This is a genomic window from Affinirhizobium lemnae (assembly GCF_022968395.1).
GTDB lineage: Bacteria > Pseudomonadota > Alphaproteobacteria > Rhizobiales > Rhizobiaceae > Neorhizobium > Neorhizobium lemnae.
Genome location: NZ_JALJQZ010000018.1, coordinates 70,729 through 87,184 on the forward strand (window position 1 = coordinate 70,729; position 16,456 = coordinate 87,184).

Below are 16,456 nucleotides of genomic sequence, written 5' to 3' on the forward strand. Positions count from 1 at the left end.
GGGTCAGCGCGCGAGGCGGCTTGGCTGGCCGTCAGACGGGAAGCCATGGCGCTTGGCGGGAAGAACCTGACCGCGCGGATCGGTTGTCGACGTCACCGCGCCGCGCTCGGCCCAGGCTTGCAGGTCGTCGACGGCGTAGACGACGCGGCCACCGAGTTTCTTATAGGCTGGGCCGGTGCCATAGGTGCGGTGTTTCTCGAGGGTGCGAGCGGAGAGGCTGAGGAATTCAGCGGCTTCCTTGGTGCGCAGAAAGCGCGGCGGTAAAACGGCGAGATCGAGTCGCATGGATCGGCCTTTCGTGGTGTGCGTTGGAACCGTCGGGAACAGACGGCGGATGCAGGCCACGATGGCGAAGGGAAGCGGGTTGGATGGAGGAGGAATTTGCGGGGGGCGAATTTCCCACACCGCGTCCGCACAAGGGATTCAGGGTTTGCGGCGGTGGCGAAGGAGCTTGCGATAGCCGCCAGAGATCATGGCGCGGGCGTCGCGGAGGAGCGACATCACCGAATGGCGGATTGGGGACACCTGCCACTCGCTGCGGCCCAATCGCTTGATGCGGAAGAGGCTCTGGGCGATCTCCTGCTGGGTGGCGCCGGAGCGCAAGCCGTCGATGGCCTGCAACATGCGCCGCGCCCGCGTGCGTTGCTGGCGCGTCAGACGTGCGTCGGGCGGCACGGAACGGCCGTGAAGGTGAGCGAGGAGGCGATAGACGGCCGCAAGCCGGTCGAAGCCTTCCAAAGTCAGGGGAATGATCGCGGCAAGGGGTTCGGCGTCCAGGCTGAACACTTGTAGCCTTTGATCTTCAAGCAGAGGCAAGAGCGCATGGAAGCCGTCAATGCTTTGCTGGTCCGCCGACAAGGCGATCGGCAAGGCACTGTCTTGCGAGGGTGTGTCTTGCAGCACTGGCGGCGGTGACGACAACAGAACCACGCTGGTATCGGCTTGCGGCAGCCAGAAGACAGGGGCGTCAGGCAGGTCGAGAGCTGGATCGACCGCGAAATCGCAACCCCCAGTGCTGGCGGATTTTTTCCGTCAGCTGTTCTCGGTCTGTGCCGGGGTCATTCAGGGCTTCATAGTCCCTGTCGTAGCCTTCGTTGCGGCGCAACCACTCCCAGGCGAGATCAGAGGCGCTCAGGGTGTCGACGTGTTCGTAGTTCGCGGCGGATCGCCAGCGAGACGCATCTGGCAGCATCAGAACCCTCCATCAATGTTGCCGAATTGAGGGAGGGTTAAGATTCCCGGATGGGTTGTCGGGTGGAAGACAGAGAGTCGGCATCGCCTGATGCCAAGAAAGCATCGCCCCGTTAAGCGGGCGGGTTCTTGCCGATCAGCTCCCGATAGCCATGCTCGCTCATCCATTGGGCGCGTGCGAGATGGGCAGCATGAACGCGGCGACATCGTTCCGGATCGGCCTCGGAGTCAAGGTCGAACAGAACCCTCACGACATCGCGCCAATCAGCGCCGTCGCGCTCGGCGTCCAGGAGGCGCAAGTAGAGCGTCATATGCTCCTGGTCGTAGACCGTGAGCGACGCCCCAGCCGGTGGCTCGTCCTGAAAATGTTGGGTTGATTGCGCCATTACCTGACACCGTAGCAGATGATTTCCACGCCGTTAACTCTATGCACCGTGTCAATGACCCGGGCATGATGAAGAACGGGGAAGACGAGCATGTTGTTCTCGGCGGTCAATCAACGATTATCTTTGCCGAGACTGTTCATGATGCAGAAGCACGCCTTCACCCTTGTCGGTCAGCAGGAGCACAATGCCGGCCGCCTCCAGTGCCCTGCGAACTTGATCGCGCGTGGTTTCATACACCTCGAGGCCGCTTTCGGATTCGAGGCGCTTCAGCGCGGTCAATGATACTCGGGCCTTGTCAGCGAGCGTCTCCTGCGTCCATCCCAGCAACGCGCGTGCGGCCCGTGATTGTCGGGCGGTGATCATGCATGATCACCTCCCACCGGCAGCAACGCATATGCCAGAACTACGACTATAATAGTCGTTCTTGGCGCGTGGTGCGAGTAAAAACCGTTGAAGATCGCGGCGCTAACCGGAACTGGCCAGCAACTGATTCGGTTGTCAGGGGAAAGACCCCGGCCGGAGGGCCGGGGCCTTTGCGCCGGGGTCAGTCGCTGCGGCGGCCGTTGGGGCGGGACCAGATCAGCGAGTAGGTCTCGCCGTCTTCGTCGTCGAAGAGGTTGGCGTAGATGGGGGCGTTGAAGCTCGGATCGTCGAGCTTGAGGCCGAGATAGGGCCGGTCGTCGTTCGAGCGCTTCGACCAGGCGGCTCCGATTTCTGCCCGGCCGACCATGACGCGGTGGCTGGGGGCGTTTTCGCCGTTGGCGCGAAGGTCGGGGACGATGCGGACGCCCTTGGCCTGGACGCTCAGAGTGACGATCTCGCCGGTGAACTCGTTCGAGCCGGTTTTCTTGAAGGTGCCGATGGTAGCCATTTTGAAATCTCCGTTTTCGTATTCGAGCCCGCTACCGCAGCGGCCTCGATGGCGATCGGGAGGCCGGAGGCGATCGACGCCGCATCGCCAAATCATCCATGATGGCGACCGGAGCGAAGCGGAGGATGGCGACAGAGCTGTTTTCTTGGCTCGCGAGGAATGGGTGAAACCCAGGGGAAGAAAATTGCGTCGCGCCATTGCGGCTTAGGCGGTCGAGGCGAAGCCGTCCTTCGGCCAGATCAAGCCCATTGGAGAGGCCGTTCAGGTGGCGGTTCTCAACGCATCCGAACGGAGATAGATGGCTGCCCCGGTTCCTCATGAACCGGCAAAGGCGGTGACATCGAGATCAATTGCCAGTGCCTGGACCTTCGGCTTGCATCATCCTGACCGATGCCACCTGATAGCCCGCCGCGGTGCCGTCTGGTCGGCGGCGTCAGTCCGAGGCTTTGCTGTCGAGCGGCATATTGCGATCCTGTTTCATCGGCTCACATGATGATCGTTCACACTGCCCGTCCCAAATACCTTGAGGCACAAGGCGGCGGAAGCCTTCGCTTGGCTGTCGACCCACGTTGATCACGATGACTACGCCCGCGCCACGGTCTCGCTCGACGGCGGGGACGCTACCATGCACGCCACCCTCAGAAACGCTGTGATCCCCACGGCGACCGCGCCGACGACGGAGAAGATGACCTGCCAGGTTTCAGACGGCATGGTGTGCTTGACGATGCCGTGTGTGGCGTGAAAGCCTGCGATTGCCGCCGGAAGCACAAAGGCAGCGGCGACCAGCAGCCTGATCCAGAGAGGGCGAACGACGATCAGCAGAAATTGGCCGATGCCCAGTGTCAGCGCCGCGCCGACAAGGCCGATGAGGATTGCGCCTGGCCATCCGGCCCCCGTGCCATAGGCCCAGGTTCCAATTGAAACGCCAGCGAAAAGCGGCAGTGCGAAGACTGCGAGCGTGAACAGCAGCCAGCAAAGGAAGCCTATGGCGGCGATGGATCCGAGAATGCCGAGAAAAATCATGGTGGTGTCTCCGAGACAATGAGGTCTGACGGTTGCGCCTCCACCACCACCACGGCGCAGCCAGAGCATAGCAAATCGACGATGAAAAGAGGAGTGGAAACTGGCAGGTTTCCGCCATTTGAGGCGATCCTTTCGCCCCGTTAAGGGGCGAAAGGATCGATTTCGCGCAGGATCGAGGCCTCGTCGCCGTCGAATTCGGCGGCTGGCGTGACCGAGAGCGTGCCGTCACCAGCGCGGAAGATGACGATGGCGACCATCAGGGTCGAGGCGAGGCTGAGAGCGAAGGCGTAAGCGTCGGTGGAGGACATTGATCCGGCTCCTGTTTGAAGCGGAGGACCATCCCCCGCTGACAGGCGCCCGAAGTGTCCGGCCAAAGGCCGCAATCACCGATGAAGGCGAAGCCGCAAGCGGCGGCACGCGCATGCGTAGTCCGACCCTTTACGGGTTGATGGCGTCAGGCCATTGGTTGGATCAAGGATAGGCGCAAATGAAGCGGGGGAGTACTCTGACTTCATACAGCTTGCGCGGATCACCTCCTGTGACGTAGCCTCTGGGGGCACTATGACCTCAAATCAGTACGATGGATTGCAAAGTCTTTCGAGGGCTATCCAAGTTGCCTGCATGTCTTTCCGCGTCTCCGCCTCGAAATGTAACTTGAAAAGAAGGCGCAGAATCCAGCCTTTGACTACCATCGTTTTTTGACACCTGACCTGCTTATCGGGAAGCTGTGTATAAAGATTCTCGACCTCCAGGGTGCCGATTACCATCTTATTGATCAGCGACCATGACCGTTCAGGATCAACGTGGGTCAATACCCAATGCGCCGCTGGCCCCCCGCGTGGCTTGGAATATGCTTTTGTTCCAGCCTGAAACGGTCCGTAAATCTCTCCTGCTTCTTCGTGCGGATCCCACTCTGGCCACTTGGCAACGTCAGTTGCGATCCGCCATATTTCGCTGAGGTTGCCAGAAATAATGCGTTCTTCATAAAGCTTCATCTGTCGTCCGTCTTCCTATCAGATAATCTAGCACCGGCAGGCGTATCGTGGGCCACACATGTGTTTCAGAGGCGAAGATGCACCGAGATTATCTCGTCGAAAACTGCTCGTATTGTCACGCCATCTGTGCGATAATGATCAGATGGATTGGCGTGACCTTCATGTTTTGGCGACTTTGTGCCGCGAGGGCTCCTTAGCTGGAGCCGCACGGTCTTTGGGGGTTAACCATGCGACAATCTCGCGTAGAATATCAGCGCTTGAAGATGAGGTGGGTGAGCGCCTTGTGCGTCGCTTAGCACGGTCTACCCCATTGACTGAGAAAGGGCGCGAAATTGCCGCGATGGCTTTGGAGATGGCAAGGCAGTCGCAACTAATCGAGCGGCTGGTTCACTCCTCGAAAGGAATGATCACGGGAACAGTTCGGCTGACAGCACCGCCAGCCTTTATTAGTGAAACGCTCATTCCGTCTCTGCCAGACTTTCGCAAAAGGCATCCGAATCTGCGTCTTATCCTTTCTGCCGATAGCCACATCGCCTCGCTTGATAAAGGAGACGCTGATATCGCTGTTCGACTGGTTGAGCCGACAGGGCAGCAGAATATCGTACGAAGATTGGGAAACATATCCTACGCACTCTACGCAACGCATGAGTATGCGCTTCACCCAACAAATGACTGGCAGTTTATTGGCTTCGATGCTGCATTGGCGGATACTCCGCAACAAGCTTGGCTTGAAAGATATGCCGACGGACGCACTTTTTCACTGCTTGTAAGCGACTTCTACAGCCAGCGCGCTGCAGCGGAAGCTGGTCTGGGGATCGCTCTACTTCCTGAGAGAATTGCAGAAACATCCGAGAAACTTGTCCGCATCGACGACCGGCAACCATTACCAAGGTCGGCTTGGTTAGTAATTCATGCCGATCTGAAAAAGTCTTCCGCCGTTCGCGCGATATCCGATCATTTGATCCGATTATTCGGTGCTGATGCTGGTGAAAGCGGCCCGGGAAAATTGGCGCGACGTGTTGCTGCGGTGGGTAGACCTAAGTAGCATCAAATGCAAACATTTTCGCGCGAATTCAAAGATTTAAATTTGCATAGGAACTCGCCCGCAGAACATCTCGTCAATCGAGCAAAATTGGACGGGCTTTTCAACAAAGCACGGATGCTTCGTGATACCTCTGACGGAATGTGGACTCCGCTTCTCACTCATTGACGGTGGGACGGCGCTCACGCGCCGCTCCCGCCAAATCGATATACCGGGATGCCCAGCTTGCGAGCCTTGTCAGCGAGATTGTCCTGAATACCGGTGCCGGGGAAGACGATAACGCCGATTGGCATGGCCTCCAGCATGGCATCGTTGCGCTTGAACGGCGCAGCCTTAGCGTGCTTCACCCAGTTGGGCTTGAAGGCGACCTGTGGCACCTTGCGATGGTCCGCCCAGCGCGCAGCGATCTTTTCGGCGCCTTTGGGAGAGCCGCCGTGCATCAACACCATATCGGGATGCTTGGCGTGGACCTGATCGAGTTTGACCCAGATTAGCTTGTGGTCGGCAGTGTCGCCGCCGGTGAAGGCGATCTTCGGCCCGGCGGGCATGAGCACTTCGGTCTCAGTGCGACGTTTGGCGGCCAGAAAATCTCTGGAGTCGATCATCGCGGCGGTAAGATTGCGATGGTTGACCATCGATCCTGTGCGGGGCTTCCAGCTTGATCCAGTATGGCGCTCGAAATGATCGGCAGCCTGATCGCGCATCAGTTCGAAGGCGTCGCGGCGCTCCAGAAGTGTCTGCCCCTCGGCGGTGAGGCGCTCCAATTCGACGGATTTCACCTCGCTGCCGTCCTGTTCGCGCTGAAGGCGGCGCTGTCCTTGCTCGTTATCGTCCAATTCGCGTTCAATACGGTCGGTGGCGCGATGGAAGAGATTGACGGTTGACCAGAGAAGGTCATCGAGATCGGGTTCGAGGCGGGTGTCCATAAGGGTTGCGATCAGGGCGTCGAAGATGTCGGCGATGGCGCCGGTGACGCGGGTTCCTTCCGGCAGGGGACGGGGGTCTGGCTCGTTTTCAAAGGGGCGATAGCCGTAAAGCTGAAGCTCCTGGAGGAGATGGTCTGTGGGAGAGGATGCGTGGTGGGGCTCGAAATCGTCATGCTCGCTCATGGGATGCTCCATCGTTTGGACCGCGACCGTCGCGGCCTTCATGGCGACGAAGCTCATGGGCGGGACGGGACTGCACCCGGCGCGCAGCGCAGGGCCGGAGCAAAGCGGAGGATGGCGACAAGCCGGCTATTTTGTTTCGCGATGGAAAGGCGGCCCATTTTCTCTTTTGGGGCCGCCGCCGGAAAATAGTCGGCGCAGCCATTGCCGCCCCGGCACGCCTATGGGCCGATCGCCCTCTCGAAGGCAGAGGCGCGGCTCTCTTTCGATGTAGGGGCATCCGGGCGGGCATTTGGCGATGACCTCGCCACTTTCCTCCCTGCCGGTTATGCCGCCAGCGCCATGAAGCGGGCGACGTCCTGTGGTGCGAGTTGGCCCCTGAGATTGGCCCGGAGTGCATCGAGGCCAAGATGCCGGAGATCTTCGTTGAAGTCCTCCCGTACCGGTGACAGCACGATCGCCTCGATCCCGAGCGCGCTCGCCCGTTCGATCAATCTGTCCCGCGCACTGTCGCCCGCCGGGTCGTTGTCGCGGATGACATAGAGCCGACGCAACGTTCCCGGAAACAGAATGGCGGCGAGATGGGAAGCGGACAATGCCGCCGCCATGGCCATGTCCGGTATCGCCTGTCGTACCGACAAGACGCTTTCGATGCCTTCGCCCGCCGCCATAACCTCGCTGGCGATCCCGAAGCGAACGGCATGACCGAGCAAGTCGCCTAACGCCTTGCGCTGCGTTTCGACAGGCGCCTTGCCGATGCCATCAGGGGCGAGCCATGTGCGGTGCGCCCCAGTAATCCGGCCGTTGAGATCGGTGACGGCGGCGATCATCGCTGGCCAGGTTTCGGTCGGGCCATGATCATCGGGCCGATAATAGCAGTGTGGATTGAAGCGCAGGTTTCCGGTTCCGTGCAAAGCCGTAATGCCGCGTGTGCGGAAATACGTCTCCACGGCGGTGCTGGTGATCGGCTTCGACATGGCGAACAATCGCCTTGCCGCCTCGGCCGAGCCTGACGGAGCTGGTTTGCCCGGTCGCTTCTTCGGTGCGGGTGCGGGTTCAGGACGCGGCATGCTGAGAAAGGAACGCGCCTCGTCGACGACATCGGCGAAGTCAATTAGGCCGCAACTCTCCCGGATCACGTCGAGCAGGTCGCCATGTTCGCCGGTGGCGGCATCGGTCCATTTGCCGGCCGGTCCATTCATCGTCTCCTTGAGCCGCACGAACATCGAGCGGCCCGGCGTGTTGCGGACATCGCCGACCTGCCAGTAATTGCCCTGGCGATGGCCGGCGTCGAGATAGTGGCGGCACACCGCCTCGGCCTCCCGGCCGAGACGGGTCGCCAGATCGGAAGCGTCGAGCCGGGCCATCATGCTGCCTCACGTGCGCCGATACGTTGGAGAGGGTAGCGTCCCAGCACGCGCTCCAATACAGCCGGGCCGGCGGCATCTGTCGGCACGAACATCCTGAGTTTCCACGAGATGATCTCGTGGAACAGGCCATAGGCGGTAAGCCGCTCGCGCATGGTGTCGGTGAACCCCGACAATTCGATGCGATCTGCGCCCATGACGCGGACGCGGCGAAGCTGAAGCCCCTCAGTGAGGTCGAGGATGGTGCGCCCATCCATCAGCGCCATGAAGGCATCGGCGGGCGTTAACGTGGTTGCGCCGGTCGTGGTTGCATGGGCCGCCCAGGCCGGAGAGACCTTGCGGCCGACGATCCGCTCGCCCTCGTCGGTCTGGAGCCGATAGACGCGGGTGGATTCGTTCGGCAGCCGCTTCCATATGGGCAGCAACAAGCCGGCGACGATATGGATCGTGCTGTCAGAGAACTCCGGCACATCCGCAACCTCGGCGGCCCAGGCCGTGGCGAAGGCGCTGCGCTCCGCCTCGATCCAATGGGTCTCGCCCATCATCTTCAATGGAACAGTGTGCGATTCCATTGGTCGGACCAGCCGGACGCGACGTTCGATCTCGCCATCGTCGAGCATGATCGAGGTGGCGGGTATCTGTACGGCGGCGCGGCCGGAGCGCTCGTTGACCAGCAGTCTGGCGCCGGGTTCGCCGAGGTGGCCGAGCGCCTCGTCCAGCGTGACCGGGCGGTTGCGCGTGCGCTGCGCGATGGTGAGCAGCCGGGTCTCGGCGCCCGTGCTTGGATGCGTATAGATGGTCTGGCGATCAGTGACGGTGAAGCCTTCCGCCGTCAACGTTTCCAGCCCGACATCGTAGACGCCGCTAGCGATGGCCCCCTCGATCTTGGCGGTGAGAAGCTGCTCGAAGGCGGTAAACAGCACACCCTGAAGCTCGATCGTCAGCGCCAGCAGCCGGTTGAGGAATGTGGTGATGGGCGGCAGTTCGTCCTTGATGCCATTCGCGTCCATCAGCTTCAGGCCGGTGGCGGTTTCGAAGCGATCGAGCGTGCAGCCTTCGACCTTGCCTCGCACCAGCAACAGATAGAGCTGGCGCAGTGCATCGCGCGCATAGGGGCTTTCGAGATTGTCCTCGGGACGGAACAGGCCCTGACCGCCAGTCTGACGCTGGCCGCGCGTAATCGCCCCGAGCGTATCGAGCCGCCGGGCGATGGTGGAAAGAAAACGCTTCTCCGCCTTCACATCCGTGGCGATCGGTCGGAACAGGGGCGGCTGCGCCTGGTTGGTCCGGTGCGTGCGTCCGAGGCCCTGGATAGCTGCGTCCGCCTTCCAACCGGGTTCGAGGAGATAGTGGACGCGCAGCCGCGTGTTCCGCGCCGACAGCTCGGCATGGTAGCTGCGGCCGGTGCCACCTGCGTCCGAGAAGATCAGGATGCGCTTCGTGTCATCCATGAAGCCTTGAGTCTCGGCGAGATTGGCGGCGGCGGCGCGCGTCTCTACGACAAGGCGGTCGCCACCCGAAGGCGCGCTCTTGCGGACGATGCGCCGTGAACGGCCCGTCACCTCGGCCACCAGCTCCGTGCCGAAATGCTGGACGATCTGATCGAGCGCGCCGGGCACCGGCGGTAGCGAGGCAAGCTGCGCGATCAGCTCGTCGCGGCGCGCGACGGCTTCGCGGCTTTCGACGGCCTGACCGTCGCGATAGACCGGTCGCGAGGACAGGTTGCCCTCGCTGTCGGTGAAAGGCTCGTAGAGCTGCACCGGGAAGGAATGGGCGAGGTAGTCGAGTACGTATTCCCTGGGCGTGATGTCGATCCGAACGTCGTTCCATTCCTCGGTTGGCAGTTCGGCTAGACGGCGTTCCATCAGCGCTTCACCGGTCGAGACGATCTGGATCACGGCGGCATGGCCAGCTTCGAGATCGCTGCTGATCGACCGGATCAGGGTCGGCGTTTTCATGGCTGTCAGCAGATGGCCGAAGAAGCGCTGCTTGGCGCTCTCGAAGGCCGAGCGTGCGGCTGACTTGGCCTGCCGGTTCAATGTGCCGGAAGCGCCGGTGATATTGGCCGCTTCCATCGCCGCATCCAGATGATTATGAATAATGGCGAAGGCCCCGGCATAGGCGTCGTAGATGCGGGTCTGCTCCGGCGACAGCGCATGCTCGACCAACTCATATTCCACGCCGTCGAAGGAGAGCGAGCGGGCGGAGTATAGGCCGAGCGCGCGCAAGTCGCGGGCCAGCACTTCCATCGCTGCAACGCCGCCGTCCTCAATCGCTTCGACGAACTCGGCCCTGGTCGAGAACGGAAAATCCTCGCCACCCCAGAGCCCGAGGCGCTGAGCGTAGGCCAGGTTATGGACCGTGGTGGCGCCGGTCGCCGATACATAGACAACGCGGGCGTTCGGCAGGGCATGCTGAAGGCGCAGACCGGCGCGGCCCTGCTGCGAAGCGGCCACATCGCCGCGTTCTCCCTTGCCGCCACCGGCGTTTGCCATCGCGTGCGCCTCGTCGAAAATGATCGCTCCATCGAAATCGGAGCCTAACCATTCGACGATCTGCCGGACGCGGGAAACCTTGCTCCCGCGATCGTCGGAGCGTAGCGTGGCATAGGTCGTAAATAGGACGCCTTCAGGCAATGTGATCGGCCGCCCTTGGGGGAAGCGCGACAACGGCGTGACCAGCAAGCGCTCCATGCCGAGCGCCGACCAGTCACGCTGTGCGTCTTCGATCAGCTTGTCGGATTTGCTGATCCAGACGGCCTTACGGCGACCCTGAAGCCAGTTGTCGAGAATGATCGCGGCGGACTGGCGGCCTTTGCCAACGCCAGTGCCGTCACCGATCATGAAGCCGCGCCGGAAGCGAACGGCATCTTTCGCATCCTCGCGGGCAGCACTGACCACGTCGAAGGTGGCGTCCACCGTCCAAGATCCGGCGAGATGATCGGTGTGCGCTTCGCCCGCGTAGATGACGGTCTCTAGCTGGGCGTCCGACAGCAGATCATGGATATTGGCTGGGAGGCGTGGCCGATAGCTCGGCTTGGGCGGTGCGACCGATGCCATCGCGGCGGATTGCACGAGCTTGGTCGGGTGCGCCTGAGAGCCGATAATACGGATCGACTGCAATCCGTATCCTTCATAGATGCCATCGGACAGGCGTCCGCCTTCGCCGGTCGGCCCGTCTATAGTCTCGTAGGCAAGCGGCACGCCCTCGGGCTCGGCCAAAGGCGCAGTCGTCGGCGCGACCTTGGCGGCACGATTGATATAACCGCGCACGCTGCGCGGGGCAGCGACCGGGGTCGCCGGGACCATGACGGAGGGATCGACGGCCAGCCGTTCCGGCAGGTGCTCTGTGAGCCAACCCAGCAAGGTTTGAGCGTCGGGCGCGATACCGGGTGCGACCGGGAACACGGCAGGATCATCGGCGGGGCGTTTATCGATAACGGTCAGCCGCGTCGGAAAGGTCGTGCCATGCTTGGCATAGACAGCGCCGTCGATGGCAGCCGAGAACACGATCTGCCCGCGTTCCTGCAATCGCATGAAGATGTCCGTCCAGGCCGGATTGTCGGGCGCGAAACTGGCGCCGGTGATCGTGACCAGCCGCCCACCGGGAGCCAGGCGCGCCAAGGCTGAGGCGAGATGGCGGTAAGCGGCGTCTGCCACGCGGCCCTCGACATTGGCCATGACCGAAAAGGGCGGATTCATCAGCACGACGCTGGGCGTGACGGCGGGGTCCAGATGATCGTCTATCTGCGCCGCGTCGAAGTGGGTGACGGAAATGGCCGGGAAGAGAAGCGACAGCAGTCTGGCGCGGGTGTCGGCCAACTCGTTGAGGACGAGCGTGCCGCCAGCGATCTCGGCCAGGATGGCCAGCAGGCCGGTGCCCGCCGAGGGTTCGAGAACCCGGTCGGCGGGGGTGATGGCCGCGGCGTGGGCAGCGGCCAGTCCGAGCGGGATCGGCGTCGAGAATTGCTGAAAGGTCTGGCTTTCGGTCGAGCGCCGCGTATGTGTCGGCAGAAGGCCGACGATTTTCGTCAACGCGGACAGCCTTGCCGCCGGAGTTCCGGCTTTGCGGAAAAGCGTATGTCCGTACTTGCGGAGAAATAGGACGGTTGCGGCCTCGCAGGCGTCATAGGCCGTCTTCCAGTCCCAGGCGCCGGCCGTATCCGACGCGCCAAAGGCAGTTTCCATCGCCGCACGCAAAACTGCTGCGTCGACACGCTCGCCACGTTCAAGATGCGGCAACAGTAGGTCCGCTGCCGCGAAGATGGCGGCGGTGGGCTCGGGGTTGGGGCAAAGTGGAAGCGTCGCGGCGGTGGTCGCCGTCGCGGAGGCGGAGTTCAAGGTCATCGTGGGAACCTCACAGAGAGCGGGAAGGAACGAGCCTGCGCGGCGCTCTCTCTCGACCGCTCCGGCTCAAACCCGTCCCGGCAGCCCTCTCACTCTCAAGACGTCCGCATGGGAAAAGCGCCCGACCGCGAGGTGGGGCGCTTTTCGAGGGGATCAGTTCCAGAGCCCGTTCGCGATCTCGGAGGCTACGCGTGTGCGGGCTTTGCGGACCAGGTCGTCGCCGCAGGTATCGACGTGGCCGAAAAAACGGGCGCGCGCGCCATTTTCGGTCCAGTCGGCATAGGTGCAATATTCCCGAGCGTCGGATCGAAACGCCCGCATATCGCTGGCCCAATGAGGCTTGGGCTCGACAACGACGGTGAGGCCGCCTCTTGTTTCCGGCCAGGGTAGAGACCGTTCACGCGGCGGATTTTGGCGATCCGCCGCGAAGATGGCGTCAATGTCGATCATGGTGCCTCTCCCGGCTCGGGGCGCACAAAGCCTTCCGGATCGCCGGGATCGGGCGGCAGATAAGCGTCATAGGGATTGCCGTCGGCGAGATGGCCGAAGGGCGTGAACACGTAATCGCCATCGTCCCGCCCCACGGCGCAGATGACGTAGCGCGGGTTGCCCGTCGCCGCGTCGAGGCATTCCATGAGGGCGAGATTGCCGTCGCCCGCCGCGCGCAGCAGGATCTGGAAATTGGTCCGGGCATGGGCGGGGATGCTCATAGCGGACCTCCCGCGCGGGAGATGGTCTGGTCGAGCCAGCCATCGGTGTAGATCCAGTCCACGGTCTCGCCGGTGGCGAGGTCGAGGACGTGAGCGCCGCCGCCGAAGCCGTCGAGACGCGGCCGCGAGCAGGTGTTGGCGTATTGGAAGCCCCATCTGCCGGTGATGCCGAACTCGGCGGCGCAAAGCTTTACGAACTGGATCAAGCGCTCGGGATCGCCGGTCACGTCGTCTCGCATCCAGAGTTGGTTGCCGCCGTGCTCGGGCTGGATCGAGAGAAGAAAGCCTTCGGAGGGCGGCTCCTCTGACGCGCCTTCAGCGGACAGCGCGTTGTAGAGGTCGAGCGCACGAGCGGCGTTCTCGGGCGTGCCGACGTTGAGCAGGCACGAGAAATGGGTGAAATAATCGGCCATGACAGGCTCCTGGAACGAGAAAGCCCAGCCCGCGTGGCATCGCCGCGCAGACTTCGGATCTTGGGGCCGGGCTGAAAGGGTGGAGAAGGAGGGTGCAGGACGGCCGGAGCCGTCCCGCCTCGTGCCGCTATTCGGCGGCGACGGTGTGCGAAGCCTCGTCCTCATCGTCGGAGAGCGTCTCGTCGTCATCAAGGAACGCGGGGAGCGCTTCTTCGCCTTCGCCGTTCATGGCCGGTTCGTCTTGATCGATCAGTCGTAGCGGCTCGGGCAGCCAGCCGGTGTCGGCCAACAGGCGTTCGGCTTCCTTGGCCATGTCGCCCTTTTTCAGATGGTCGATGAGCCCTGCTGCCCGCTCGCCCGCGCCCTCCCGAACGGCGTCGAGAATGCGGGGCTTGGTGACGCGGCCAAGATAGTTGCCAACGGTCGGCTTCCAGCCCGCCGTCACCATGTTGAGGCCGGTGGCTCGTGCCAGCCGGTCGGCTTGCGATAGCCGCACGTCCAGCCCATGCTGACTGATGCCCGATCCATAAGGGTTCGGCCGTTCGAACAGGGCGTTCACGCCGAAACTGACGCAATGAGCGAGCAGATCGAGCCGCGTACCATCGTCGAGGTGACCCAACCAATCCCAGAGCGCCTGATCGTCAGCAGGAACATGATCGCCCCAGCGCTCGTGCCGTTCGGCGACCTCACGCGCGGGTGCGCTGTCTTTCAACTCGTCGGACTGCGCCGGGAAGAAGACATGATTGACGCGGGCCTCGAGGCAGCCAGCGGGCGCGGTGCGCCGGAACGTGTCGCTGACCAGCTTGTGCAGCAGCATGGTCATGGCGACATCCGGATTTTCGGCGACCGCGTTGCGCAGAGCAAGGGTGCGATGCGCGGTCAATTCGATGACGAGGCGCTCGGGCAACGGCTTGATGCTTTCCTCTTCATCGTCTTCCGGCTCCGCAGCCTGGCCGCCAATCGTGATGACGGCGCGCTGCACGGCAGGCGTGGCCAGATCGTCGGTATCACCGCCAGGCTCCGGCGCATCGCTGCCATCGCTCCCGGAGGATCGTTCATCCTCGGGACGGACATAGCCGCGATCCACCGACAGCGTGCCATCGGCGTTAAGGCTGACGAAGACGCCGGCGATGGCGATGTCGGCCGGATCGTAGATAGACGGGCGCTGCTCGAAGGCGTTGAGCGCTTGTTCGATCTCGCCGAGCCTCGCGTCGATATCGTCGGGCAACTCGTCGGCTTCAGAATATTCGGCGTCAAGCCGGTCATATTCCTCGCGAAACGCCTCACGAGTGGCACGATCATCTTCGGTCAGGTCGACCGTGACGCCGACAAGCGCCCGCAGTCCATGCTCGTGGCCATAAGGAAAGCTCAAGCTGGCTTCGACCCATTTCCAGCCTTCACTCGCGATCTCGTCAGCGACGGTCTTCAGCTTTTCGGCCACCAGGCGGTCGAGCAAGGCGGCATCTTGAAACCAGCCGCCATCGTCGGACTGGAACAGGTCGCGCAGCACAGTGCCGCCGGCCGCCTCATAGGCTTCGATGCCCACAAAGACGGCGCGCTTGTCGGAGGCCCGTACCGTGGTTTCGGTCAGCATCCGGCGGATGTGATAGGGTTCCTTCTGCCAGCCATCCTTGATCGCGTCCCAGACCTGTTCCTGGCGGGCATGGTCGGAACTGACGGCGAAGGCCATGAGCTGTTCGAGCGTCATGCCATCGTCGCCGTAGATTTCCAGCAAGGTCGGTGAGACGGATGCGAGGCGCAGGCGCTGCTTGACGATATTGACGCCGACGAAGAAGGCGGCGGCGATGGCTTCCTCGGTCATGCCCTTGTCGCGCAGCCCCAAAAAGGCGCGAAACTGATCGAGCGGATGCAGAGGCGCGCGTTCGATATTCTCGACCAGTGACACCTCATCGATGAGGATGTCACTGTTGGGGTCGCCGACGATGCAGGGGACGGGCGCCGTCTTGTCCAGGCGCTTCTGCTTCACCAGCAGTTCAAGAGCGCGATAGCGGCGGCCACCAGCGGGCACCTCGAACATCCCGGTCTCAGTGCCGTCGGCGTCGAGGACGGCACGGACATGCAGGGACTGGATGAGGCCGCGCCGGGCGATGGACTCGGCCAACTCCTCGATCGAGACGCCTGCTTTGACACGCCGGACGTTGGACTGGCTGAGCATCAGCTTGTTGAAAGGAATGTCGCGCGCCGACGACAGGGTGATTTTCTGAACAGCTGTGACCATGTTCATGACTCCGCGACGGGCGGCCGGGAGCCTCTCTCTCGACCTCCAAACCCGTCACGAAGCGAAGCGCCGCCCTCTCACTCTATGAGGGCAGCGCCAGGCCAGCGGAAAAGCGTAAAGCCAGAAACCCGCGTCTTCGCCTTTCCGATTTTCAGGATCGTCACGCCGCTTCCCGTTCGTCGCCGGGGACGTCCGCAACTGCGTCCGGCAGGTGAGCGAGCAGCCAGTCGGCTGCCTTGCTCGCCTGGGAGGCGGCGCGGACGATGGCGCGGTTGTCCTCACGCAGCACCTCGAGCCAGGAGCCTATATAGTCGGCATGGCGGACGGTGGGCGTGATGCCGAGGGAGGCGCAGCAGAAGGCTGCGTTGATCTCCGCGATCAGTTCCTCGAAGGCGTATTTCCTTGAGCCGAAGGAGCCTGAGAAATCACGGTTCAGGCGCGCGGCGTGGCCCGTCGCGTGCCCCATTTCATGCAGGGCCGTCCTGTGCCAATTGATTGGCTCGAAATACGCCTGGGGCGGCGGAACCTGCACATAATCGTGCGCAGGCACATAGAAGGCGCGGTCGCCGCCGATGCGGAAGTCGATGCCGGTCGCCCGGATCAGGGCCTCGACCTGCGGTTCTATGAGGCCGGGCGGAGGCGGTGGGGCCACGATGGCGACATCTTCCGGTAACCCGTCGCATTGCGCCGGTAGGGTAGGCTGGCGGCGCCTCAATGAGGACGCGGCTCAGCCCCCCTCCGAACCGGACTTGCACCTTTCAGCGCAT

Annotated in this window: 18 protein-coding genes and 1 pseudogene; 2 read left to right on the plus strand and 17 right to left on the minus strand. The window is 62.6% G+C overall.

Annotated features, from left to right (window positions below; all coding sequences use genetic code 11):
• Positions 1-3: 3 nt before the first annotated feature.
• The 6 genes from MUU53_RS13005 to MUU53_RS13030 form a co-directional block, all read right to left on the minus strand.
• On the minus strand, positions 4-285 hold the full coding sequence (locus tag MUU53_RS13005) for a helix-turn-helix transcriptional regulator (RefSeq protein ID WP_247261282.1): 282 nt from the start codon (positions 283-285) through the stop codon (positions 4-6).
• Between the two features lie 138 nt (positions 286-423).
• A complete protein-coding gene (locus MUU53_RS13010) occupies positions 424-870 on the minus strand; it encodes a DUF2285 domain-containing protein (RefSeq protein WP_247261265.1) in 447 nt (148 codons plus the stop codon).
• Positions 871-967: 97 nt separating this feature from the next.
• Positions 968-1,192 carry a transcriptional regulator domain-containing protein gene (locus tag MUU53_RS13015; RefSeq protein ID WP_247261266.1) on the minus strand — a complete coding sequence of 75 codons (225 nt, stop codon included), beginning with the start codon at positions 1,190-1,192 and terminating at the stop codon, positions 968-970.
• A 112-nt stretch (positions 1,193-1,304) separates the two neighbouring features.
• Positions 1,305-1,595: a DNA -binding domain-containing protein gene (locus MUU53_RS13020; protein WP_343229112.1), complete on the minus strand. Its 291-nt coding sequence runs from the start codon at positions 1,593-1,595 to the stop codon at positions 1,305-1,307.
• A gap of 99 nt (positions 1,596-1,694) precedes the next feature.
• On the minus strand, positions 1,695-1,940 hold the full coding sequence (locus MUU53_RS13025; protein WP_113372415.1) for a helix-turn-helix domain-containing protein: 246 nt from the start codon (positions 1,938-1,940) through the stop codon (positions 1,695-1,697).
• A 181-nt stretch (positions 1,941-2,121) separates the two neighbouring features.
• Positions 2,122-2,448, minus strand: coding sequence for a DUF736 domain-containing protein (locus MUU53_RS13030; RefSeq protein WP_247261268.1), 327 nt, complete (start codon positions 2,446-2,448; stop codon positions 2,122-2,124).
• Positions 2,449-2,746: 298 nt separating this feature from the next.
• On the opposite strand from MUU53_RS13030, the gene MUU53_RS13035 reads away from it, so the two are divergent.
• A complete protein-coding gene (locus MUU53_RS13035) occupies positions 2,747-2,941 on the plus strand; it encodes a hypothetical protein (RefSeq protein WP_247261269.1) in 195 nt (64 codons plus the stop codon).
• A gap of 89 nt (positions 2,942-3,030) precedes the next feature.
• On the opposite strand, the gene MUU53_RS13040 is transcribed toward MUU53_RS13035, so the two are convergent.
• The 3 genes from MUU53_RS13040 to MUU53_RS13050 all read right to left on the minus strand — a co-directional run bounded on the left by MUU53_RS13040 (position 3,031) and on the right by MUU53_RS13050 (position 4,466).
• Positions 3,031-3,471 (minus strand): hypothetical protein, encoded by a 441-nt coding sequence (locus MUU53_RS13040; RefSeq protein WP_247261270.1) that lies wholly within the window; start codon positions 3,469-3,471, stop codon positions 3,031-3,033.
• A gap of 140 nt (positions 3,472-3,611) precedes the next feature.
• Positions 3,612-3,779, minus strand: coding sequence for a hypothetical protein (locus MUU53_RS13045; RefSeq protein WP_247261271.1), 168 nt, complete (start codon positions 3,777-3,779; stop codon positions 3,612-3,614).
• 264 nt (positions 3,780-4,043) lie between these two features.
• Positions 4,044-4,466 (minus strand): SRPBCC family protein, encoded by a 423-nt coding sequence (locus MUU53_RS13050; protein WP_247261272.1) that lies wholly within the window; start codon positions 4,464-4,466, stop codon positions 4,044-4,046.
• Between the two features lie 142 nt (positions 4,467-4,608).
• Between MUU53_RS13050 and MUU53_RS13055 the strand changes: the two genes are divergently transcribed.
• A complete protein-coding gene (locus MUU53_RS13055) occupies positions 4,609-5,511 on the plus strand; it encodes a LysR family transcriptional regulator (RefSeq protein ID WP_281435125.1) in 903 nt (300 codons plus the stop codon).
• Positions 5,512-5,690: 179 nt separating this feature from the next.
• On the opposite strand, the gene MUU53_RS13060 is transcribed toward MUU53_RS13055, so the two are convergent.
• The 8 genes and pseudogenes from MUU53_RS13060 to MUU53_RS13095 form a co-directional block, all read right to left on the minus strand.
• Positions 5,691-6,617: a DUF2493 domain-containing protein gene (locus MUU53_RS13060; RefSeq protein ID WP_247261274.1), complete on the minus strand. Its 927-nt coding sequence runs from the start codon at positions 6,615-6,617 to the stop codon at positions 5,691-5,693.
• Between the two features lie 323 nt (positions 6,618-6,940).
• Positions 6,941-7,981: a DUF7146 domain-containing protein gene (locus MUU53_RS13065; protein ID WP_247261283.1), complete on the minus strand. Its 1,041-nt coding sequence runs from the start codon at positions 7,979-7,981 to the stop codon at positions 6,941-6,943.
• On the minus strand, positions 7,981-12,327 hold the full coding sequence (locus MUU53_RS13070; protein ID WP_247261275.1) for a strawberry notch family protein: 4,347 nt from the start codon (positions 12,325-12,327) through the stop codon (positions 7,981-7,983). The genes MUU53_RS13065 and MUU53_RS13070 overlap by 1 nt, the downstream gene beginning before the upstream one ends.
• A gap of 153 nt (positions 12,328-12,480) precedes the next feature.
• The gene (locus MUU53_RS13075; protein ID WP_247261276.1) at positions 12,481-12,777 is read right to left on the minus strand and encodes a hypothetical protein; all 297 of its coding nucleotides are present in this window, start codon (positions 12,775-12,777) and stop codon (positions 12,481-12,483) included.
• The gene (locus tag MUU53_RS13080; RefSeq protein ID WP_247261277.1) at positions 12,774-13,037 is read right to left on the minus strand and encodes a DUF6117 family protein; all 264 of its coding nucleotides are present in this window, start codon (positions 13,035-13,037) and stop codon (positions 12,774-12,776) included. Before MUU53_RS13080 ends, MUU53_RS13075 begins: the two co-directional genes overlap by 4 nt.
• Positions 13,034-13,450, minus strand: coding sequence for a hypothetical protein (locus MUU53_RS13085; RefSeq protein WP_247261278.1), 417 nt, complete (start codon positions 13,448-13,450; stop codon positions 13,034-13,036). Before MUU53_RS13085 ends, MUU53_RS13080 begins: the two co-directional genes overlap by 4 nt.
• Before the next feature lie 127 nt (positions 13,451-13,577).
• Positions 13,578-15,689, minus strand: a complete 2,112-nt coding sequence (locus MUU53_RS13090; protein WP_247261284.1) for a ParB/RepB/Spo0J family partition protein — start codon at positions 15,687-15,689, stop codon at positions 13,578-13,580.
• Between the two features lie 160 nt (positions 15,690-15,849).
• Positions 15,850-16,377 (minus strand): annotated as a pseudogene (locus MUU53_RS13095) (ArdC family protein); the annotation flags it as partial.
• Between the last annotated feature and the right edge of the window lie 79 nt (positions 16,378-16,456).